The following is a 22937-nucleotide window of genomic DNA, read 5'->3' on the forward strand; positions in this document are numbered from 1 at the left end:
CTATTTTGTTTGGGCATAAATTGGGCTTGAAAACCAAGCCCCTATCTAAAACTCTATTCTCTAAATTTTTCAGTAATTCGACGCATCGCTTCTTCGACATTTTCTCGACTATTAAACGCCGAGATGCGGAAGTAGCCCTCACCTGCTGCGCCAAACCCAGATCCTGGGGTTCCCACAACATTAACGGTCTGTAATAATTTATCAAAGAAATCCCAACTGGTTAACCCGTGTGGTGTTTTGACCCAGACATAGGGTGCATTTGTACCACCATACACGGTTAAGCCCGCTTCGGTGAGTTTGTCTCGAATAATTTTGGCATTATCCATATAAAAGCGGATCAAGTCTTTAACTTGGGCTTTTCCTGCATCACTATAAATGGCTTCGGCGGCACGTTGTACGATATAGGATACCCCGTTAAATTTCGTAGACTGACGGCGGTTCCATAGTTTCCAAAGTTCGACATCAGAACCGTTTCTCGCTTTCCCTGTTAGGGTTTTGGGAACAACGGTAAACGCGCAGCGAGTACCCGTAAACCCTGCGGTTTTAGAAAAAGAACGAAACTCGATCGCACAATCTCGCGCCCCTTCAATTTCATAGATGGAATGGGGTACGCTAGGATCACTGATAAAAGCCTCGTATGCTGCATCAAAGAGAATAATTGAGTGATTCTCTTTAGCATAATTAACCCATGCTTGTAAGTGTTCTTTTGTTGCTGTTGCGCCTGTGGGATTATTAGGAAAGCAAAGATAAATTAGATCGACTTTTTGTGTCGGTAGTTGGGCTGTAAAATCATTTTCGGCTGTAATGGGAAGATAAACAAACCCTTCGTATTCCCCTTGGTTGTTGACTTCTCCGCTATGCCCCGCCATAACATTCGTATCTACATAAACAGGATAGACGGGATCGGTTACAGCAATAATGTTATCGTCGCCAAAAATATCAAGGATGTTTCCTGTATCACATTTTGAGCCATCTGAAATAAATATTTCATCAGCATCAACCGTACATCCGTATCGGTGAAAGTCGTTTTCGGCGATTTTTTCTCGTAACCAAGTATAACCTTGTTCGGGCCCATAACCTTTAAAGGTATTGCGCGATCCCATGTCTTCTACTGCTTGGATCATCGCCATCCGACAAGCTTCTGGTAAGGGTTCGGTGACATCTCCTATCCCCAGACGAATGATTTTAGCGTCTGGGTTTGCTTGGGCGAATGTATTCACCCGTCGTGCTATTTCTGGAAATAAGTAGCCCGCTTTTAGTTTGAGGTAGTTATCATTAATTGTTGTCATTTTTTCTCTTTACACGCGCCTTTGATCAGCTTACTTTATTTGAGTGCTAGTTGTCTTGGCTATCAACCAAATTAAATGGAAGTATTATAAAAAGACTGAGATGAGCAAATATATTGAGTCGCTGCATTTCGATCTAGCGGTTTAGAGAATAAATATCCTTGTCCTAATTCACATTTTAATTGTTTTAATTGCTCAAGTTGTTTTTGTGTTTCGATCCCTTCTGCAACGACATTAAATCCTAAATTATGAGCAAGAGTAATAATAGTTTGAACAATAGCGGTTTGATTATTATCTAAACGATGAATAAATGAGCGATCTATTTTTAGAATATCAATGGAAAATTCATGCAAACGACTTAAAGACGAATAACCAACGCCGAAATCATCAATACAGAGACCAACTCCTAAAGCTTTGAGTTGCTCAACTACGCCATTTTGTTTTTCAATGACTTCTAAGAAACAACTTTCAGTAATTTCTAATTTTAAATCTTTCCCTTCTAAACCCGTTTGTTCTAAAATGTTCATTAATTGATGAATGAGTCTAATTTCTCTTAGTTGTTGGGCTGATAAATTTACATTGATTACGAGATTAGCTGCTTGAGGATAGTCTACTTTCCATTTTTTGAGTTGATGACAAGCTTCTTTTAAAATCCATATACTGAGAGGGTCAATAAGTCCTGTTTCTTCCGCAATTGGAATAAAATCATGTGGTATAATCCAATTTCTACTAGGATGTGACCAACGAATTAGAGCTTCAAAACCCATTAATTTTCCAGTGGATAAAGAAATAATTGGTTGATAGTATAACTGTAAGTTTTCTTCTTCTATTGCCTGACGTAAATCGTTTTCAATTTGCAGCCTATCGAAGGCGGCTTTTTTCATTTCTGGATTAAAAATAACATAGCATGATTTACCTTTTGCTTTTGCTTGATACATAGCAATATCGGCATCTCTAAGTAATTCTGTTGGTGTATTATAGCCAAAAGAACTCATTGTAATCCCAATACTAGCTCCAGTAAAAACGTGATCATTTCCTAGTATAAAAGGGCGTTTAAATTGTTCTTTTATTCGTTCGGCAATTTTAATAACTTCATTAATATCTTGTAGAGATTCTAAAATAACAACAAACTCATCTCCCCCAAAACGAGCAATTTTATCTTTTGCTCTCAATTCATTTTTTAAACGGTTAGCAACTTGTTTAATTAATTCATCTCCAACTAAATGTCCTAAGCTATCATTGACTACTTTAAAACTATCCAAGTCAATAAATAAAACAGCGTACATTTTTTCAGGATCTTGATGAAAATCTATAATTGATGTGGTTAGTTGCAACATTAACCAAGTTCGATTTGGTAAGTCTGTTAATTTATCATAAAATGCGTCGTGTAATAATTTTGTTTCTGTTAAACGACGTAGGGTAATATCTTCAACTGTTCCTTCATAATAAAGAAAAATTCCATTTTCATCATAGACCGCTCTAGCTGTTTCCGATGTCCAAATAATACTTTTATCTTTGCGATAAACTTGTATTTCAAAATTTTTAATATATCCTTGTTGTTTTAATCTTTTAATGAAAAGATCTCTCTGTTGTGGTTCGACATATAATTGTGTTTCAAGATTGGTGAATGTATTGATTAATTCTTCTGGTGAATCATAGCCATAAATTTGAGCTAATGCTGGATTTGCTGTTATGTATTGACCATCAGATGTACTTTGAAAAATCCCTTGAGTAATATTTTCAAAAATACTTCGATATTGAAATTCTGCTTTTATTAAAGCATTTTCTGTTCGCTTTAATTGAGTAATATCAGTAATAAATCCTTCTATTCTCTTGACATTTCCTAAATCATCAAACACACCGCTTCCTTTTTCCCAAACCCATTTTTCTTCGCCGCTTTTTGTGTATATTCTATATTCCACTTCATAATAATTACCTTGTAAAATACTCTCATTGATAGTATTTATTACTCTTGGTAAGTCTTCAGGATGGGTAAGATCATTATAAGTTAATTTTTCTAATTTTATTAATTCTTCTGGTTCGTATCCAGTTAATTTTAAACAACCTTCACTTAAATATTTCATTGACCATTGATGGTCATTATCTGCTTTAAAAACAATTCCTGGCAGGGAATTTATTAAATGTGCCAGCTTTCTTTGATGTTCTTTTATTTCTATTTCAAATTTTTGACGATGTAAAGTCTGCGCTAACATTTCAGCAAAAATATTTAAAAGATTGATACTATCTTTTGACCAATATTTTTTATTATTAACTGCATCAAAACCTACAAAACCTAGAATATTTTCATAATCAATAATAGGCACACATAACAATGATTTAATACTTTGAATTTCTAAAAGCTCTTTTTCTGTATTTGCTTCTACACTTAAATTACTTACATCAGGAATGTGGATAATTTCATTTTTTTTAATTTTTTCAGTAAACCAAGGAATCATCCCTGTTTCAATATTTTGTAAAATGTCGATGTATGATGCGATGCCATTTGCACACCATTCATGAGTATTACTCAAAAATTTTAATGAGGAGTCGGAAAAAATAAAAACATAACTTCGCTCTACTTTTTCAAATTCGCCAATAATCTGTAAAGCATGATTAATTCCTTGATTAATTTTTTGACTATCAAGACTAATAAAATGAGTTGATAATGTGGCTATAATCTGCTCAAAATCTAAGCGATATTTTAATTCTTTTTGTGTTTGGATTTGCCAAGCATAAATGTGTTGTTCTAAAGATAAATCATTTCCTTCAATTAAAAATATTGAGTGATTTTTATCTTGTTCAATACTTGTACAAATGCCATCTAAAAAAAGATGTTTATCTTTTAAATTAAAAAACCAACGTTTGATAATTGATTTTTTGTGGGTTATTTGTTCTAATTCTGTTTCGGTAAATGGGTAAGAAACATTCCAGTTAATTGAAAAAAGTTCATCTATGCTCTTGATCTGCCATAATTGTAACGCAGCATTATTAGCCCATTCTATTTGATTTTTCTCTAGATTAAAAATCCAGATAGGCGATCGCAATAACTCTAAAACAGATAGAGTCGATTGGGTTAGGGTTTTTAATTCAGTTAAATTGAGCATATATGAAAGACGATCGCGCATTGTTTGACGATTCCCCCAGCTTGTCTAAGTTTACCCTTAACTCAGTAAAAATTAAACCATTAAATCTACTGAATTTGCATTGATCAGACTTAATAAATTAAAACTGGAAGAATAATTAGGTTGAGTTATCATTAAGATTCGACTATGAAATTTAAATTTGGTTAAGGTACAAATGAATTTCCGTATTTTCACTGATGAGATGAGATTTAAGGTAGCATGATTGAAGGTCTAGTTAAAATAATATGAAAATTGGTACTCTTTATGGGATCAGTGTTGGAACTGGTGATTTAGAATTAATTACTGTTAAAGGTTTACGAATTTTACAACAAGTAAAAATTGTTGCTTTTCCGTCTGGTATTAATAATCAACAGGGTATCGCCGAAAAAATTATTCAACATTGGTTACACTCAGAACAAACTCAATTGGGTTTAGAATTTCCTTATATTCAAGACGAAAAATTATTACAAAAAGCTTGGAATATAGCGTCTGAAAAAGTTTGGAATTATCTAAAAATTGGTCAAGATGTTGCTTTTGCTTGTGAAGGTGATATTAGTTTTTATAGCACATTTAATTATCTGGCTCAAACAATAAATGAACATTACCCAGAAGTCAAAATCGAGATGATACCTGGTGTTTGTTCTCCTTTAGCTGCTGCTTCAGCATTAGGAATTCCTTTAACAATACGACAACAAAAATTAGTGGTTTTACCGGCTTTATACACAATTGATGATTTAAAAACAATTTTAGAATGGGCTGAAGTTGTTGTGTTGATGAAAGTGAGTTCAGTTTATCAGCAAGTTTGGTCAATTTTAGAAAGTCTAAATTTATTAGAGTCAAGTTTTATTGTTGAAAGAGCTACTTTTCCTAATCAGGTCATTTATCATAATTTAAAAAATTATTCACAGTTAAATTTATCTTATTTTTCTGTATTAATTATTAAAGTTCGTTGAGTTTAATTTGAGTGTGAACTGGTATCAAAACTCTAAAAAACAATATCGAAATCAACAAATATACACTCTTAATCAAATTTTATATGAACAGTAAAAACGACTTTTATGCAGTCTGAATCACAGCGAAAAATCTTAGAAAGACTCTTTGTCCAATACATCATAATCATTAATCTCTCTTTTGCTTAGAATAACCTTAATGCTGTCTTAGGTTTTTTTGATGCAGCCCGAATAAATTTCAATCAACAACCCCACATCAACCCAAGCTAAGATAGAAAAGTTGGCTATTAAACGAGAAAGAGTAAAATGGCGATTCTCCGTTTTGAAGATGGAACAACTTATACAAACTTAGAAGATATTTCCAAAACTTTAGCACCGTTGAATGTTGCGTTAAATTATTGGACAGTTGGTAATAATAGAGAAACTCGTAACTTATTAAACAAAGCTGCTTTATCGGATGAAGAAAAAGAAACCGTTTTACAAGCATTAGACGGCTATTTTGAGGAAATGAAGCAAAAAGAAGGTTATCAAGCTCGTGATTTAATTGTATTACATCCCAATATCCCGAATTTAGATGCAATGTTATCTAAATTTGAACGGTGCCACACCCACGCCGATGATGAAGTCCGTTATATTGTTGATGGTGAGGGAGTTTTTGGCTTTGTTCTAAAAGACAAGACTCAAGTTGAGTTAACCATCGGGCCTGAAGAATATATTAATGTACCCGCAAATACAGAACATTGGTTCCATCTAACTGAGAAAAAACGGATTAAAGCGGTAAGATATTTTATCACTACAGAAGGCTGGATACCTGAATATACCGAAACTGTGGTTCGTTTTCCTCAAGGGGTGATGAGTTAATGATTGAAGTAGATTATCGTTTTCCCCCTGATGTAGATGCCCAACTTCAGGCGAAAATTATTGCAATAGGACAAACCGCCGGCAGTTGGGATCAAAGATTTTCTCACCGCGATCGTCAGTTAGAAAAACATTTAGCCGAAGTCGTGCAAGTCGATAATAATGTGGCTAAAATTCGTTTTCCCGTATTTAATACCGAAAATGATATCGCAAGCCTTTTAACCATGATATTCGGCAAATATTCGATGGCTGGACGCGCAAAAGTAATAGGGGTGCATCTCCCTGATTCTTATGGAACTCGACCGAAACTGGGAATTACTGGAATTCGGGAAAAATTGGGGGTGAGCGCTCGTCCTTTAATCATGGCTATTTTTAAACCCGCTTTGGGACTTTCTGCGGCGGATCATGCCGATATTCTTAAAGATGTAGCATTTGCAGGATTGGATATCATAAAAGATGATGAAATCATGGGCGATCTAGCCGTTGCTCCTACGAAGGATCGATTATTGGCGTGTCGTCGCGTGTTGGATGAAGTACGAGAAAAAACTGGGCGTACCGTTCTTTATGCAGTCAATGTCACGGGACTCGCCGATCATTTACTTTCAAAAGCGCGACTATTAGTCAATAATGGAGCAAATGCTTTATTATTAAACGTTTTAACCTATGGTTTTTCAGTCTTAGAAGCTCTAGCGGCTGATCCTGAAATTAATGTCCCGATTTTCGCTCATCCTGCTTTTGCGGGGGCGATGTGTGCCTCAGAAGATACAGGATTATCTTATTCAGTGGTTTTAGGTACACTGATGGCTTTTGCGGGTGCTGATGCGGTTTTATATCCTGCGTCCTATGGTAGTTTACCCTTTGATCCCAATGAGGAAAGCCAGATTAAAAATATACTACGTGTGCGTAATATTTTTCCCGTTCCGTCTGCGGGTATTCATCCTGGGATCATTCCAAGAGCATTAGCCGATTATGGACAAGATGTTATCTTAAATGCAGGTACAGGAATTATGGATCATCCCGATGGTTCAGCCTCTGGTGTACGGGCTTTTTTTGAAGCATTAGAACGAGTCAAAGAAGGGAAATCTTTTAAGAAAGAAAGTTTACCCGATGGTGCATTACGTCGAGCAGTGGAAAAATGGGGAAGTTAGCGATTATTACGTCTGACATTAAAACAACACCAATCATCTTTTTTCCATAAAGTAGCGACTAACCAGCCATATTCTTCTAATTTTGCGGAAATAGGTTGAGCTTGCCCGACTAATATACCACTAAGGATCATCCAACTCGTCGGTTTAGCTAATTGGGTTAGCTGAGGTATCATATCTAAAATCACCTCAGCAAGAATATTACAAACAATACCATCGACACCATCGGGAACAAGAGCCATTAATTCTTCAACACTTCCCTTATTAATAACCAGATCAGACGGATCGATCCGGTTTAAATGACGGTTACTTCGGGCTGACTGAACCGCAAGGGGATCAGTATCCACCGCATAGGCTTTTTGCGCCCCTAATAAAACTGCACCAATGGACAAAATACCAGAACCACAACCCACATCAGCAATGACTAATTCACCCATATGATCGGGTAATAAACGCATTTCTAAGGATTCTAGACAGAGTTGGGTCGTTTGATGCGCCCCTGTACCAAAAGCAACCCCAGGATCGAGAAAAATAATCGCACGATTTGTATTTTCGGGTGGCGTTAACCATGCAGGATTAATTAAAAAGCGATCGCCAATTTCCGTAATTTGCCAGTGTTGTTTCCAGCTACTTGACCAATCTTCCTCATCAATTAGTTTCCATTGGGTCAAAGGTGGGGCTACTTCAGCAAGAATCGCATCTTGAGCTAACCACAAAGACAAAGCGGCTAAATCTAATAGCTGGGCTTGAAATTGGGGAATATAAGCCCGAATTAGAGCCGATGATTTGACCTCAGTTGCCGTTCCCGAACAGCCAAATCGTTCGAGTCGCCAAAAAACCGACTCTTCTAATTGAGGATCACACAGTATTCTTATTTCCCACCAGCTATTAGACATATATTATTAATCATCAGCCTTGTCTACCATTTTGGCGGTAGCGATCAGACGCTCGATTAGATTATTTAGACGGATTAACCAACAGTTTAACCGCATAAGCATCACGAATCCCAGAAACCTTAGTAATTTCCGATAATAAACCCGATGGTAAAGGATCATCCAAACTCACCGCCATTACTGCATCACCTCGGACAATTTTGCGCCCGACTTGCATACTCGCAATATTAACGTTAAAACTGCCCAAAAGTGAGCCAATTTTCCCGATAATTCCAGGCATATCGCGGTGTAGAGTGAATAACATATGATTACTCGGCGGAACGTTGATCGGGAAACCATCGAGATCCGTGATCCGAATTTCTCCTGTTGTTAAAAGAACTCCTGTCACGGAATGTTGACCCATTGAGCCCCGCGCTTCTAAGTGTAATGATCCCGAATAATCACTGATTTGTGAATCTCTGGTTTCAACGACTCGTATTCCGCGTTCTTTGGCTTCGATGGCTGCATTGACGTAGTTGACTCGTTCGCGTAAAGCTTCTGAGAGTAACCCTTTAATAGCCGCAACGACGATCGGTTGACTGTCATTACTGGCGAGTTCACCTTGTAAGCTAACGTTGAGTAGATCAATGCGACCCCCTGATAATTGACCCACTAAGTTACCTAAAGTTTCAGCAAGTTGTAAATAAGGGCGTAATTTCTCCATCACATCTGGCGTTAAACCAGGAATATTCACCGCCGATCTCGCTGGAAGACCGAGTAAAACATCTCTAATTTGTTCCGCGACATCGATCGCTACATTAATTTGAGCTTCTTCGGTGGATGCGCCCAAATGAGGCGTTAAAATAACATTATTTAGGCCACGTAGTTTCGATTCGCCTAATGGTTCTTGTTCAAAAACATCTAAGGCTGCACCGCCGATTTTTCCATCTTGGATGGCTTCAGCTAAAGCATCTTCATCGATAATACCACCGCGAGAACAATTAACAATGCGGATGGTGGGTTTCATTTTGGCGATCGCTTCTCTGTTGATCAAATGAGTTGTTTCTGGGGTTTTGGGAACGTGAAGCGTAATATAATCGGATTCTGAAAATAGTAAATCGAGATCGACAAGTGTACAACCTAATTGATCTGCCCGTTCTTTGGAGATAAAAGGATCATAAGCGAGTAATTTCATGCCCATTGCTTTAGCAACTGAGGCAACGTGAGAACCAATTTTACCAAGTCCAACGACACCTAATGTTTTTTTGTAAACTTCTGTTCCCACAAAACGTTTACGATCCCATTGCTTTTGACAAATCGATTGGTTAGCATCAGGGATATGACGAGAAAGTGCTAACATCATCGCTACGGCGTGTTCGGCGGCGGCGATCGTATTTCCTTCAGGAGAATTAACAACAACAATACCTTGGCGCGTTGCTGATGGAACGTCAATATTATCGACACCAACTCCCGCACGTCCGATAATTTTTAACCCCGTGCCCGCTTCGATAATTTCTTTGGTGACTCGTGTTCCTGAACGTAGCATCAAAGCATCGTAGTCAGGAATAATTTTAATGAGTTCTTCTTGAGATAATCCTGTTTTTACGTCTACTTGGGCAACTTGCGAGAGAATATCGATACCCACTTGATCGATGGGGTCTGAAACAAGAACTTTAGCCATATTGATTTAATCTAGTTAATGAATCTAATGCTACTGCGTTGATTATCCACGCGTCTTTTACCGCAGTAGCCCATTGTAACGGCAAAGGGGACACTCCGCTCAGATTTGTTATAAATGATTCAATTATAAAGCCACCATAAAAATATTTTTTCGATTTATATCAAAAATTATGTTTCTTTTTTGAATGTATTGAGATACAATTAGGATACATTCAGAATTAACAAAGATTATATTTTCCCTGTTATGCTCAAGTCCAGCTAGATAAACAATCAGAAAACCTTGTAATAAAGTCTGATGTTTATCTAGCCACTTTATTTATTTTTGGGGCAAAAATGCTGAAAAAAATAAAATTTGAGTGAGACTTATGCCAAAAAAATCAGAATCATAATATTACTAAAACTCGTCATCGGACTGGTACAGATAAAATAAATAATACCTGTTCCTAAAAGTGCCACAGCTAAACTAAAAAGAATGACCCATCGATCGGCTGGTTCATAAGTATCTTCCTCAATATCATGACGAACCGCAAAATAATGTTGAGTTGAAAGTAAAACAGTTAATAAACCCAATAAAGAAAAAAGTAAGCCTAATTTCCAGCCATAGCCAGGTCGGGGTATTTCCGGGGGATGAAACGCCCGCAAACGCATGATGACTACACCAAAACCCATCAGAGCGATCGCTGTTCTCATCCAAGCTAAATAGGTTCTTTCATTAGCTAAATGATCTCGAATGCGAGAAGAATTATATTTTTTAACGGTTGGATTGTTTTTTTGATTGGAGGGCGAGAAAATAGACATGATCGAGGATAAAATTTCTTTTCATTCTGTGGTATCACCTGCTATTCACTTTAAGCCCTATGACTCGATGGAGCAAATATTCTTGTTTTTCAAATAAATAAAAATAATTATGTTTTGAATTTAAAAGAAAAATCTGTTATAATTTGCAGTGCAATACAATTTAGATTGTTTTGTGATTCATTTAGACCCACAAGCAAGACCTTATGGCAGTCATGACATTAGAGCAATTACGCATTTTTGTGGCTGTAGCGGAATATCTACACTTTACCCGTGCGGCTGAAGTTCTTTATGTAACACAGCCTGCTGTTAGTGCAGCGATTCAAAATTTGGAACGAGAGTACAGAGTGAAGCTTTTTCATCGGATTGGTCGTCGTATAGAGTTAACAGATGCGGGAAAATTATTACAGTTAGAAGCCCAAAAAATTTTAGAACAAGTTACACTGACGGAACGGGGCTTAAAAGAACTGAATGACTTACAACGTGGTCAAATAAAATTGGGATCAAGTTTAACAATTGGGAATTATTGGCTACCTGAAAAAATTAGTCAGTTTCACAATACTTATCCTGGAATTTCTATTCATTGTACTTTAGCAAATACAGAAGAAATTTGTGTCGGAACAGCAACAGGACAATTTGATTTAGCTTTAATTGAAGGAGAGGTTAAAGCATCTCTCCAAAACAGTATAGAACAAGAGATCGTAGGAAGCGATCGTCTACAAATTGTTGTTGGGAAAAATCACCCTTGGTTTAATCAAAAAAAAATCTATTTATCTGAACTAACTCAAACAGATTGGGTGATGAGGGAAGCGGGATCAGGTACTCAACAACAATTTGAAGAAGCCTTAATGAGTTGGGGAATTCATCCAAGTCAATTGAATGTTATTTTGATTTTAAATACGGGTGAAATGGTTAAATCAGTTTTAGAAACTGGAGTGGCTGCGGCGGGAATTTCTGAATTGATGATCCAAAAAGAATTAAAATTAGGGACTTTGCGAACGATTTCGATTCTCGATGATAGAAATGGTAAAATAAAAACATTAGAATGGGTACGACCATTTTTAAAGTTAAAGCATAAAGAACGGTTTCAAACTCGAATTTGTTCTACTTTTGAAGAAATATTATCCCTGAATTATCAAGCTCATTTATTAGATGTTTGATCTAACTAAATAGAAATAACTTCCGCATTAACACCAGCTTTCATCAAGGCTCTAACTAATCTTTGAGCTTGCAGTTTATACAACAGTGGTGGTAAGGTTGTTGGGAGATGAGTCATTATTTCTCTTGTTTTATTAAGGGGATAACCAGAAATACGAGAAATTGCATTTGCACCCTCAAAAATTGCATCTTGTCCATAAACAGTATTAACACGTACTCGCCACGTTTTCGGTTTGATACTTCCTTTCCCTTTTTCCACACGTTGTAAACCTTCTGGTGTAGCTAAAATAACCATGATATCGCCTTCTGATAGTAAAATATCTTCTGATGGCATTAAATGAGAAGAATTATTTTGTTTTTGGTGCAAAACAGGAATAACATCATAACCATAAGCGACTTCTGATAGTAATAACCCATTTAATGTATCTCCCATTTCAATTTTATATTCAGTGACCAAAATTGTTTGATGATTTAATCGAAAAAGATAAAGAATATTTTCGCCAAATGCTGCACCAGCAAAAGCTTCAGCCGCAACTTTATACGCTTCTAAAACTTGAGCTTTTGGTAAAAGTTGTGTTAAATAATTTAAACCAATTCCTGATGTACGAATTACTAAATTACAATTGGGATTTTTTTGATAAACCATCAACGCGACTTCTAAATTAACAATATCATCTGGCGTGACAATAACAACACTTTTGGCTGTTTCTAGATTACTTTTTGCTAAAGTTTCTTTTTGCTTACCCACAATTAATGGAATATTAGGTAAAATCCGTTGTTCTAAATCTAAATTAAAAGAAATACCGACTAAAGACTGATTAAAATTTTGTAATAATTTAACAACAGTTTGACCAATTCTACCCAGTCCAATAACAATAATATGATCTTGTTGAGGAATTGGCGGACGTTGCTTAATAAATTCAAATTTAGTCGATAAAAGTGCTTCTGTGAGTAAAGCATATAAAACACCCACAAAACCTGTACCAGCTAAAGATAATAATAAACCGAAACCTTGCAGCCAACTCGGAACATCTGTAATATTTTCAAATCCTCCAAAAATATCACCATACCCACCTAAAAGAAGCGTTGCAGTAATAAATAGTGATGATAATAGATTTAGTTGTGGGGAAAACCAATGTATGAGAATTGTTCCAATAATGAGCAGGAAAAGAACAATAATTCCCGAAAAGATCGCTACTCGTCTAATTTGTTGTTGTAAACTCAATTTCCAAAAATGCTGTAGAAAATTTTGTGTTTTTTTGATAATCGGTATTTTTAATGTAGAATCTTTTGCTGTTTTACTATTTTTAGATAACTTCGGCTCAGAAAAAAAAGTAAGTTGCTCCACAATTTCAAGATAAGTAATCGTATCACCTGGATTAATCGTATTTTCCGATTCCCATTTATAAAAATTATTGCTGTAATTTTGACCTTCTGGCGTATAATTAATCAGTCTGCGAGTTCGATTATTGATGTCATGTAGCAGACGATTATAACACCAAGAATCATGTGATTTTATCTGACGATGAATCACTTGGAATCGTTGTTCATCTAACATAAAAAATCCAATCGTTTCTGTTCCTAAAGCCGCTAAAGCAAATGCAGCAGCCGGTAATTCGGTGGGTTCGTATGCGATAAAATTTCCTAAATGTTCTCCCAATAATTCATTAAGATTTTCTTTTGCTGATCTAACAATTAGACGAGTTTGAGGATTGAGTTGACGAATAACTAAAGCGGTTGCTGTATTAACTTCCTCACTAGAAGTCACTAATAAAGCAGCGCGACAAGATGTAATATTTGCTTTTTCTAAAATGTTTTTTTGACGACAATCTCCGACAATTAATTGCTCTATTAAGTTAGATAATTCGGGAATTTCCCAGCTAGTAGGGAGACTACATTCAATAGCAATAATAGAGACATTAAATTCTTTGAGCGCAACCACACAATGTTGTCCTAAACTTCCTAAACCACAGACGAGAAAATAATCTAAAGATGACGAAGATGGGGGAGATATTGCGTCGAGTTGTTGCATGATTTTTTAGAAAAAGTTGATGGTACTTAAATTCTGCAAAAACTTTAAACTTGGTAAATTCATAATCTTAGTATCATCAGGATTGACTTTTATAAAATGATGTGCTAACAACAAGCCAACAATTGTCCAAGTTTGATATGATCTAGCTTGTTGTCCTACCCATAAACCTGTCGGTCCATCAAAATATTCAGCCCATTTTTGTTTAGGTAATCTTTGCAATAATAACTCATAATATATATTTAGTAATTCCTCCATTTCTTCACTCTTTTCTTTTGAGCGTAAAACCGCTAAAACAAGAAACCAAAATAAACAAGGCCAATGACCGCTATTATGATAAGACCAAGGTAAGTTTTTCCGATCGTATCCTGTTTGACTTTTCCAATCAAGATCTTCAATGGGAGGATGACAAATTCTTAAAGGCATTTCTGAAAATAAATCCGTCTGATTTTTAATCATTAATTGGAAAAAAGAAGATTGTTGAGCATCGCTCATTACATCAAAAATAGCCCCTAAACAATTTCCTAAACTAAAAAACCGAAAATCTGGTCTACCTGTGCGGATATTTCCAATTAAATAGCCTCCTTTTTTTCCTAACCAGTCTTGTAACCAATTTGGGATAGTTTCCGTTTGGATATTATGTTCATTGAGAATGCTTTCTCCATACTGTTCAGTAGGTCTACGTCGTAAGGTCTGAACAATATTAGTATTGATCCAATAGTGTTTTAAAAGATATGTTCTTAATTTTTTTAGCCAATTAATACTTAAATTGAGTTGATAAAATTGTCGTTGGATAAACGGTTCAAATAAAGCAGTTTCTTGATTGAAATAGTCTTTATGTTCCAAATCATAAGAAATTAAAGCGGCTGAACTTTTTAGCGCACCGTATAATAAAACTTGAATTTCTAAAGGACTACCCCAAACATCTAAAGGACGATCTATCATAAAAGAACCATCAGGAACATATAAAGTAGGTGCATCTCTAAATCCTGGATGTAGAAATAAATCTAAAAATTTCTGTATTCCTAACTGAACTTGTGAGTTAGTAGCCCATTCTTTATCCCCTGTCCATTGTACATAAATATAAGCTAAAATTGGCCACCATAAAGAAGCATCGATCGAACAAACTCGCCCAATTGCCCTTTGTCCATAATCAACTTTTATTTCTCCATTAATATCGACAAAACTCGTGGGAAAAATGCCAACTGTCGGAAACTTTTGACTTTGTAATTCTAGACAAGTGTTGAGAAAATGACGGACAATCTCAAATTGACCATCTAACAGTAAATAAATTATCGTCGGGACATTATCCCGAATAAAAATTTCGTTATAATTCAAATCTTGTCCAGCGTGACGAGGAATTGCAGCGACGGTTCCTACATAACTACCCTGAAATTTTACTAAAGCTTGATTATAAAAAAGATCTCTTGCTATTTCAACAACGCTTTGTTGATTCATAACTGGTATTTAGACTAACCGATATGTTATCTTGTGTTTGTAATCTTTATTATATAAATTTTTCAAGACGTGAAATTTTTGCTCATCTCTGATTTAGACAATACTTGGATAGGAGATGACTCCGCAACGATCGCTCTACAAGAAAAACTCTTTTTATACCGTGATCGTTTCTATCTAGTATATGCAACAGGACGCTCTTTTCCTTCAGTTGTTCATCTCATGCGGGACTTTTGGTTATCAACTGGAGAAACTTTCCTCAAACCAGATTATTTAATTACAGGTGTTGGTAGTGAAATTTATCATCAAGGCATCTTAGACTATGATTGGGCGAAAAATATATCTCAAGGATGGGATCGCAATAGAGTTGTTCAATTAACACAAAAATTTCCTCAATTATTGCCTCAGAGCGAAACTGAACAAAATCCCTGGAAAGTTAGTTTTTGTCTACATCCTAATACTAAACCCGCTATTTTGAATACGGTACACGAAAATATTTTAGAGATGGGAATACAAGCCAAAATTATTTTTAGTAGTGGCAAAGATATTGATATTTTACCTCAAGCAGCCGATAAAGGGTTAGCGGCTATGTATTTACGAGAAAAGTTACAAATTCCCCTCACTCAAACCTTAGTATGTGGTGATTCTGGCAATGATTTAAGTCTTTATCAACACGGAACCCTTGGCGTAATTGTCAATAATGCTCAAAACGAATTAGCTCAATGGTACAATCAATCTGGAACAAAAAATCATTACTTTGCTAAATCTTCTTATGCTTGGGGCATTCTAGAAGCAATTGACTATTTTAGTTTAGGTCAAGAAAAGAACTAATCATGGTAAACTGTACTTTTGGCCATCTGTAAATTTTTGGCTCGCCCCTAAAATTAGATAATTAGAGAAAGAAAGAGAGTTAAGTAACTATGGCAGTTCCTAAGAAGAAAACATCAAAATCTAAGCGTGATAAACGTCGCGCTACATGGAGAAAACAAGCGGCACTACAAGCCCAAAGAGCCTTATCATTAGGAAAATCGGTTCTCACTGGACGTTCTAAAGGTTTTATCTATCCTAAAGACGAAGAAGAGGACGACGAAGAGTAGTAAATTGATAGGATGGGGACACAGCAAGATCATTTGTTAATCCCCTGATTATTTTGTAAAATGACTGAACGAGCAATATGTTAGGGAAATTCTTTCAAAAACCAGAACCCTCTCAAGGCGATCGTGTTCCTCCAGGTCAATATCTAACTAAAGGGTTTCCCGTTTTGACCTATGGAGATACGCCCAAAATTAGCACAGCAGAATGGACATTGAAAGTATGGGGACTCGCAACAGAGAAGACATACTCTTGGGATGATATGATGTCCCTACCGATCTCCGAATTCCATCTCGATTTTCATTGTGTCACTCGTTGGTCTAGATTAGATATGGATTGGACGGGAATCAAAGTTACAGATTTTTTAAGTACAATTGAACTATCTCCAAAAGCCACTCATGTCATGCAGCATAGTTACGGTGGTTATACAACCAACCTAACTTTAGAAGAATTTGCACGAGATGATAATTTTTTCGGTTTTAAAGTCCTTAATGAACCATTATCCGCCGAACATGGTGGCCCGATGCGTATCGTCGTTCCTCATTTATACGCTTGGAAAAGTGCTAAATGGATACATGGTTTAGAATTTCTCGATCATGAAGAACTCGGTTTTTGGGAACGCAACGGCTATCATCGTCGTGGTGATCCTTGGTTAGAAGAACGCTATAGCTCATAAATCATGGGGCTATGTTTCTTTTATTATCTAAATTACTCCCCATTTTTATTTACCCGTTAGGTTTAGCGAGTCTTTTGCTGATCATCGCCCTTGTTTTACAATGGATGCGATCGCGTTGGGCTTCTATTCCCCTATTTTTAGCTGTAGCCGTGATTTTAAGCGCGAGTAATGGGGAGGTAAGCACTTATATGGTTCAGTCCCTAGAATGGCAAAATATCCCCACAGAACTACCCCAGTCCGAAGCTATTGTATTACTCGGTGGTTCGACTAAAAGCGCGTCTTTTCCCCGTCCGATGGTAGATATTAATGAACAGGGCGATCGAGTTATTTATGCTGCTAAGTTATATTTAGACCAAAAAGCACCTCTAATTATTGCATCTGGAGGTCGCATTAAATGGTTAAGTACAGAACAACCAGAATCAGCCGATATGGGACAATTATTAGAATTGATGGGAGTGAGCAAAAGTGCAATTATTCAAGAACCCGACTCATTGAATACCTACGAAAATGCAGTTAATGTTAAAAAAATCTTAGACGAAAAAGGCATCAAAAAAATCTTATTAGTCACTTCAGCCTTACATATGCCACGTTCTTTAGCCATTTTCCAACATTTGGGAATCGATGCTATAGCAGCGCCCACCGATTTTTTAGTCAGTCAACCCGATGTAGAAGCCTTAAATCAAAGTATACCTGCGATCGTCTTAAACATTTTACCCAATGCCAGTTATTTAGAGCAAACTACCAAAGCCATAAAAGAATATATTGGTATTTTGATCTATCATCTCAAAGGATGGCTCTAAATCAATGAATAAGCAAGATATCTATCACAGATACGATTAAAGCCTCAATTATATTTTAGTACCCTAATTTGCGACAATACAATAAGCAATTGAAATTTTGGATAAACTCCCTCCCTATTGCTCAGTGAATGATTATGCAAACTCTTCCAAACCCCAAAACGGCTACAGCAACCGCCCCTGAATTTGATACCACAATTCACCGACGCAAAACCCGTCCAGTACGAGTGGGAGATGTTATCATCGGTGGCGGATATCCAGTCGTCGTTCAGTCGATGATTAATGAAGATACTCTAGATATTGATGGTTCCGTTGCAGGTATTCGACGCTTACACGAAATAGGCTGCGAGATTGTTCGAGTTACTGTACCCAGTATGGCACACGCCAAAGCCTTAGCAGAAATTAAAGAAAAACTGGCCAAAACTTATAAACCCGTTCCTCTAGTCGCGGATGTCCATCACAACGGCATGAAAATCGCCCTAGAAGTCGCGCAACACGTCGATAAAGTCCGGATTAATCCTGGATTATACGTCTTTGAGAAACCAAAATCCGATCGCCTAGAATATACTCAAGGGGAATTCGATGAAATTGGCGATAAAATTCGAGAAACCCTCAAACCCCTCGTTTTATCCCTCAAAGAACAGAATAAAGCCATGAGAATTGGCGTTAATCATGGTTCACTCGCCGAACGGATGTTATTTAGCTACGGTGATACACCCCAAGGAATGGTAGAATCGGCCTTAGAATTCCTCAAAATCTGCGAATCCTTAGACTTTCGTAACCTCGTCATCTCCATGAAAGCATCCCGCGTTCCTGTCATGTTAGCAGCTTATCGCTTGATGGTCAAACGGATGGATGAGTTAGGAATGGACTATCCCTTACATCTCGGTGTCACCGAAGCAGGAGACGGCGAATATGGACGGATTAAATCAACCGCCGGAATTGCTACACTTTTAGCAGACGGGATAGGTGATACCATTCGCGTTTCCCTCACCGAAGCCCCCGAAAAAGAAATACCTGTGTGTTACAGCATCCTACAAGCATTAGGAATGCGAAAAACAATGGTAGAGTATGTCGCTTGTCCGTCTTGTGGGCGTACTTTATTTAATTTAGAAGATGTTTTACACAAAGTTCGGGAAGCCACCAAACACTTAACCGGTTTAGATATTGCCGTCATGGGATGTATTGTAAATGGACCTGGTGAAATGGCTGATGCTGACTATGGATATGTCGGTAAACAAGCGGGTTATATCGCTTTGTATCGCGGACGAGATGAAATCAAACGAGTTCCAGAAGACCAAGGCGTTGAAGAGTTGATTAATCTCATTAAAGCCGATGGTCGTTGGGTTGAACCATAAAAATTATGTTAGGTATCGCCCCCTAACCCACTAACCTCCCCCTAACTCACTCCTAAAAGGAGAGGGAACTATAAGGAATACCTTTTATATATTGGAGAGGGTAAGCCCCTCGCCTTTTAGGAGAGGGGTTGGGGTGAGGTCAAATCGATTTTCATTAAATAACCTTAAAATGTTTGAACTCCTAAAACCTGCCTATCCTCTCGCTTTTTCGGCTGTTAGAGGAACCTTAGAAGAAACTCATCTACAGTTACTCAAAACCCTAAATTGGATTGATCGCACCCGCGCTCAACCCCTCGGCAATTGGTTATTATCAGAATTAGAACAATCCTTTTGTTATAACGACCCTCGTTTATCTCAAAGTTTTTGGGGACTCAATTTCAGTAACCCACTAGGATTAGCCGCAGGTTTCGATAAAGATGGTTTAGGGGCGGGAATTTGGTCTAATTTTGGCTTCGGATTTGCCGAATTAGGAGCTATTACGCTGCATTCACAATCGGGTAACCCCCCACCTCGTTTATTCCGTTTACCACAGGATAAAGCCGCTTTAAACCGTATGGGAGCGAATAATAATGGGGCGGCGGTAATGGCGAAAACCTTACAAGAAACTTGGGACAGAAAACCTCGATCGATTCCCATCGGGATTAATCTATGTAAATCTAAAATAACGGACTTAGAAGACGCGCCACAAGATTACGTCGGCAGTTTTCAGTATCTAAAAGATTGGGCGGATTATTTCGTGATTAATGTCAGTTCTCCCAATACACCAGGACTGCGATCGCTACAATCTGGTGAACAACTTGAACCTATTTTAGCCGCTTTAACCGATGCCAATCAAAACAATCAACCGATTTTAATTAAAATTGCACCCGATCTCGATTGGGATGCGATTTCAGATATTATTAAACTAGCCCAAAATTATCGGTTATCGGGAATTATTGCCACAAATACAACGACTAGACGGGATATCTTACAAACCAAAATCTTAAAAGAGACAGGAAAACCTTTAAGCTCTGAAGCAGGGGGGATCAGTGGTTTACCGTTGCGCGATCGTTCTACAGAAGTGATCCGTTTTATCTATCAAGAAACCTTCGGAACACTCCCGATTATTGGCGTTGGTGGTATCTTTACTGTAGACGATGCCTGGGAGAAAATCACCGCCGGAGCGAGTCTATTACAAACCTATACAGGTTGGCTTTATCAGGGACCTTGGATGATTCCTTCTATTCTAAAAGGATTAATCGCTAAACTGGATCAGTCGGGTTTATCAAATATTTCCTCTTCAGTTGGAATTAAATCATAATGAATGAATTTTGGACAGACATTTTAACTTTTTGCCAAGAAACCACAAAACGAGTCGGCGAAACATTAGTCAAAGACTTTGGAAAAATACAAGCAACCCGCAAAGAAGATGGTACATTAGTCACAAAAGCCGATCAATGGTCTGACGGAGAAATTAGAAAATCTATTTACGAGAGATTTCCTGAACATGGCGTATTAACCGAAGAAACAACCCATATTTTCCCCGATAATGAGTGGTGTTGGATTGTTGATCCCATTGATGGTACAACAAACTTTACTAGAGGAATTCCAATCTGGGGAATTTCATTAGGATTACTCTACAAAGGAACGCCCGTTTTTGGTTACGTTTATTTCCCGCAAATACAACAGTCTTATTATGGTTATTGGTATGGCGAATCTGGTTTAATGGGGCCAATAGGGGCTTATTGTAATGGAGAATTGATTCAAACCAGTTTAGATTCTCCCAGTCAAAATCATCTTTTTAATTTTTGCGCTCGTAGTATAGATGTTCTCAAAAATCCATTTCCTTGTAAAGTCCGACTGATTGGAGTAGCCAGCTATAACATTCTTTTAGTGGCTTCTGGGGCGGCTTTGGGTGGAGTGGAAGCAACCCCTAAAATCTGGGATTTAGCGGCAGTGTGGGCGATTTTACAGGCTGCAGGTGGGGTTTTTATTTCCCTGTCCCCTGAACCGATGTTCCCCTTAAATATAGGCGAAAATTATGGACAGCGATCGTTTCCTTGCTTGACGTTAAGTCGTGATGACTTGGTTCCTGTATTTAAACCTTTAGTCGATTTTCTCGGCAAAACTTAAGTTTCTTGTGATTCTTGACTTTTTTCGGCTTCTTGCTGAACAACTTCTAGGGGTAAATCTAAAGATTGTGCTATTAAAGTTAAGCTTAATCCAAGTTGAATCATACGAGGTATTGATTCTAACTTAGCTTCTTCATAAACTGCTAACTTAGCTTCTTCATAAACTGCTAACTTAGCTTCTTGATAAGCTTCTTGATAAGCTTCTTGATAAGCTTCTTGATACATTTTAGTTTCTTTTATTTTAAACTCATCTAATCCAAACATGGCTTTTACTTCCTCCCAAGACTTACTCGGTAATTGATAAATAATAATTGTTTCAATCAAATTAATTAAATTACGGATAACAGCTTCATCGCTTAACTCTTGTCTCGCTTGTTGCACTAACCCCGTAGCCTTTTGGATGACTCTTTCTGGCTTCTCTATCACCAGTTTAACAACTTCTACGGCTAATGATGTTTCTCCTTGTTCTCCTAATTCGTCCAAATAAATCCGTTTAACTCGATCTAACTGCAAAATTTCGCCAAAATGTCTTGTAACCTCTCTTTCTATATTGCGACTGGGATAGATGACTACAACGCGCCAAGGATGAGATATTGGGTATTGTTTTAGATAAAGAAACAATTCACTAAATAGCCGATAATAAAGAGTTTCATCGGGCTGAAACTGTACTTCTACTAAATAAAAAGGTTTATTCGGTTCATTTGTTGTGGGGAAGAATAATCCATCGATCCGAAAAGCAAGTTGTTTAACTTCCTGTGAGGTAAACTTATAACTTTCCGCTTCAGTGGGTAAATTTCCTATTAATTCAAAAAAGGTTTGAGGAAATTCTTGAAATAAGCGATAAAAAATACTATCTGTTTTCATTAATTTTTCTTAATTCTATTTGTTTTAAAGCATCTTCGGCGGCGGCTTTTGTCGCTTCTTGTTTACGTTTGCCTTTGCCTTTTCCGTAAACTTTGTCTTTAACTTTGACAATAGCAATAAATTCTTTAGCATGATCTAAGCCAGATTCGCTAATTATTACATATTCTGGATTTTGAGTAAAGTTTGCTAATGCCCATTGTTGAAAGCGATTTTTTGAATCAACTAATGATACTTTCTCAGTCTCCGATTCAGGTAAAATAATTTCAGCAGCAACGGCGGTAAAAATGCTCTCCACATATTCTTTAACGGCTTCAATTCCTGCATCTAAATAATAAGCCCCAATCATCGCTTCAAATACATCACACAGAATTGCAGTATTATTTCGCGCACCGTCTTTTATTGCCCCTTTTCCTAAGCGTAATAATTCCCCTAATTTAAGTTCTTTCGCTAATTTCGATAACTGTGTTTCATCAACTAAATTAGCTCGTAAACGGGTTAATTGTGCTTCCGTCATCTTCGGATAAGTTTGATATAGTAATTCACCAACTAAAAAGGAAAGTATGGCATCTCCCAAGAATTCTAGACGTTCATTGTGTTCTGATACATCAGAACATTCATTAACATAAGAACGATGGGTTAAGGCACATAACCAAAGTGTTTGATTTTTAAAAATGGGTAATTTCATCATA

20 protein-coding genes are annotated in these 22937 nt (G+C 37.0%); 11 read left to right on the forward strand and 9 right to left on the reverse strand.

Annotation, left to right across the window (positions count from 1 at the left end; genetic code table 11):
• Positions 1–53: 53 nt before the first annotated feature.
• Together C7H19_RS00180 and C7H19_RS00185 are read right to left on the reverse strand one after the other, a co-directional pair.
• Positions 54–1289 (reverse strand): LL-diaminopimelate aminotransferase, encoded by a 1236-nt coding sequence (locus tag C7H19_RS00180; protein WP_106454867.1) that lies wholly within the window; start codon positions 1287–1289, stop codon positions 54–56.
• Positions 1290–1360: 71 nt separating this feature from the next.
• The gene (locus tag C7H19_RS00185; RefSeq protein ID WP_106454868.1) at positions 1361–4411 is read right to left on the reverse strand and encodes a bifunctional diguanylate cyclase/phosphodiesterase; all 3051 of its coding nucleotides are present in this window, start codon (positions 4409–4411) and stop codon (positions 1361–1363) included.
• Positions 4412–4653: 242 nt separating this feature from the next.
• Here C7H19_RS00185 and C7H19_RS00190 point away from each other — a divergent pair, with 242 nt between their 5' ends.
• From C7H19_RS00190 to C7H19_RS00200, 3 genes are all read left to right on the forward strand, one after another.
• Positions 4654–5361: a precorrin-2 C(20)-methyltransferase gene (locus tag C7H19_RS00190; RefSeq protein WP_106454869.1), complete on the forward strand. Its 708-nt coding sequence runs from the start codon at positions 4654–4656 to the stop codon at positions 5359–5361.
• A gap of 303 nt (positions 5362–5664) precedes the next feature.
• Positions 5665–6219, forward strand: coding sequence for a 1,2-dihydroxy-3-keto-5-methylthiopentene dioxygenase (locus C7H19_RS00195; protein ID WP_106454870.1), 555 nt, complete (start codon positions 5665–5667; stop codon positions 6217–6219).
• Positions 6219–7364 carry a RuBisCO large subunit C-terminal-like domain-containing protein gene (locus C7H19_RS00200; RefSeq protein ID WP_106454871.1) on the forward strand — a complete coding sequence of 382 codons (1146 nt, stop codon included), beginning with the start codon at positions 6219–6221 and terminating at the stop codon, positions 7362–7364. The genes C7H19_RS00195 and C7H19_RS00200 overlap by 1 nt, the downstream gene beginning before the upstream one ends.
• On the opposite strand, the gene prmA is transcribed toward C7H19_RS00200, so the two are convergent.
• The 3 genes from prmA to C7H19_RS00215 form a co-directional block, all read right to left on the reverse strand.
• Positions 7361–8257 carry a 50S ribosomal protein L11 methyltransferase gene (gene prmA, locus C7H19_RS00205; RefSeq protein WP_106454872.1) on the reverse strand — a complete coding sequence of 299 codons (897 nt, stop codon included), beginning with the start codon at positions 8255–8257 and terminating at the stop codon, positions 7361–7363. The two genes, C7H19_RS00200 and prmA, sit on opposite strands and share 4 nt — an antisense overlap.
• Before the next feature lie 61 nt (positions 8258–8318).
• Positions 8319–9914 (reverse strand): phosphoglycerate dehydrogenase, encoded by a 1596-nt coding sequence (gene serA, locus C7H19_RS00210; RefSeq protein WP_106454873.1) that lies wholly within the window; start codon positions 9912–9914, stop codon positions 8319–8321.
• 362 nt (positions 9915–10276) lie between these two features.
• Positions 10277–10711 carry a YidH family protein gene (locus C7H19_RS00215; protein WP_106454874.1) on the reverse strand — a complete coding sequence of 145 codons (435 nt, stop codon included), beginning with the start codon at positions 10709–10711 and terminating at the stop codon, positions 10277–10279.
• 203 nt (positions 10712–10914) lie between these two features.
• Here C7H19_RS00215 and C7H19_RS00220 point away from each other — a divergent pair, with 203 nt between their 5' ends.
• Positions 10915–11868 carry a LysR substrate-binding domain-containing protein gene (locus C7H19_RS00220; protein ID WP_106454875.1) on the forward strand — a complete coding sequence of 318 codons (954 nt, stop codon included), beginning with the start codon at positions 10915–10917 and terminating at the stop codon, positions 11866–11868.
• A 5-nt stretch (positions 11869–11873) separates the two neighbouring features.
• Here C7H19_RS00220 and C7H19_RS00225 read toward each other — a convergent pair whose 3' ends face one another.
• On the reverse strand, positions 11874–13898 hold the full coding sequence (locus C7H19_RS00225) for an NAD-binding protein (RefSeq protein ID WP_106454876.1): 2025 nt from the start codon (positions 13896–13898) through the stop codon (positions 11874–11876).
• A 6-nt stretch (positions 13899–13904) separates the two neighbouring features.
• Positions 13905–15353 (reverse strand): glycoside hydrolase 100 family protein, encoded by a 1449-nt coding sequence (locus C7H19_RS00230; RefSeq protein ID WP_106454877.1) that lies wholly within the window; start codon positions 15351–15353, stop codon positions 13905–13907.
• A 69-nt stretch (positions 15354–15422) separates the two neighbouring features.
• On the opposite strand from C7H19_RS00230, the gene C7H19_RS00235 reads away from it, so the two are divergent.
• From C7H19_RS00235 to C7H19_RS00265, 7 genes are all read left to right on the forward strand, one after another.
• Entirely contained in the window at positions 15423–16181 is a 759-nt protein-coding gene (locus tag C7H19_RS00235; protein ID WP_106454878.1) for a sucrose-phosphate phosphatase, read from the forward strand.
• An 89-nt stretch (positions 16182–16270) separates the two neighbouring features.
• On the forward strand, positions 16271–16447 hold the full coding sequence (rpmF, locus tag C7H19_RS00240) for a 50S ribosomal protein L32 (protein WP_106454879.1): 177 nt from the start codon (positions 16271–16273) through the stop codon (positions 16445–16447).
• 77 nt (positions 16448–16524) lie between these two features.
• Positions 16525–17118: a sulfite oxidase-like oxidoreductase gene (locus C7H19_RS00245; protein WP_106454880.1), complete on the forward strand. Its 594-nt coding sequence runs from the start codon at positions 16525–16527 to the stop codon at positions 17116–17118.
• A gap of 11 nt (positions 17119–17129) precedes the next feature.
• Positions 17130–17918 carry a YdcF family protein gene (locus tag C7H19_RS00250; RefSeq protein ID WP_106454881.1) on the forward strand — a complete coding sequence of 263 codons (789 nt, stop codon included), beginning with the start codon at positions 17130–17132 and terminating at the stop codon, positions 17916–17918.
• Positions 17919–18052: 134 nt separating this feature from the next.
• Positions 18053–19273, forward strand: coding sequence for a (E)-4-hydroxy-3-methylbut-2-enyl-diphosphate synthase (gene ispG / locus C7H19_RS00255; protein WP_106455199.1), 1221 nt, complete (start codon positions 18053–18055; stop codon positions 19271–19273).
• A 169-nt stretch (positions 19274–19442) separates the two neighbouring features.
• Positions 19443–20573, forward strand: coding sequence for a quinone-dependent dihydroorotate dehydrogenase (locus C7H19_RS00260; protein WP_106454882.1), 1131 nt, complete (start codon positions 19443–19445; stop codon positions 20571–20573).
• Positions 20573–21385, forward strand: coding sequence for an inositol monophosphatase family protein (locus C7H19_RS00265; RefSeq protein WP_106454883.1), 813 nt, complete (start codon positions 20573–20575; stop codon positions 21383–21385). The genes C7H19_RS00260 and C7H19_RS00265 overlap by 1 nt, the downstream gene beginning before the upstream one ends.
• On the opposite strand, the gene C7H19_RS00270 is transcribed toward C7H19_RS00265, so the two are convergent.
• Together C7H19_RS00270 and rnc are read right to left on the reverse strand one after the other, a co-directional pair.
• Positions 21382–22248 (reverse strand): Rpn family recombination-promoting nuclease/putative transposase, encoded by an 867-nt coding sequence (locus tag C7H19_RS00270; protein ID WP_106454884.1) that lies wholly within the window; start codon positions 22246–22248, stop codon positions 21382–21384. The genes C7H19_RS00265 and C7H19_RS00270 overlap by 4 nt on opposite strands.
• Complete coding sequence (gene rnc / locus C7H19_RS00275; protein WP_106454885.1) at positions 22235–22936, reverse strand: ribonuclease III; 702 nt, start codon at positions 22934–22936, stop codon at positions 22235–22237. The genes C7H19_RS00270 and rnc overlap by 14 nt, the downstream gene beginning before the upstream one ends.
• Position 22937 lies beyond the last annotated feature (1 nt).

Source organism: Aphanothece hegewaldii CCALA 016 (assembly GCF_003007785.1).
Taxonomy (GTDB): Bacteria; Cyanobacteriota; Cyanobacteriia; order Cyanobacteriales; family Microcystaceae; genus Chroococcus; species Chroococcus hegewaldii.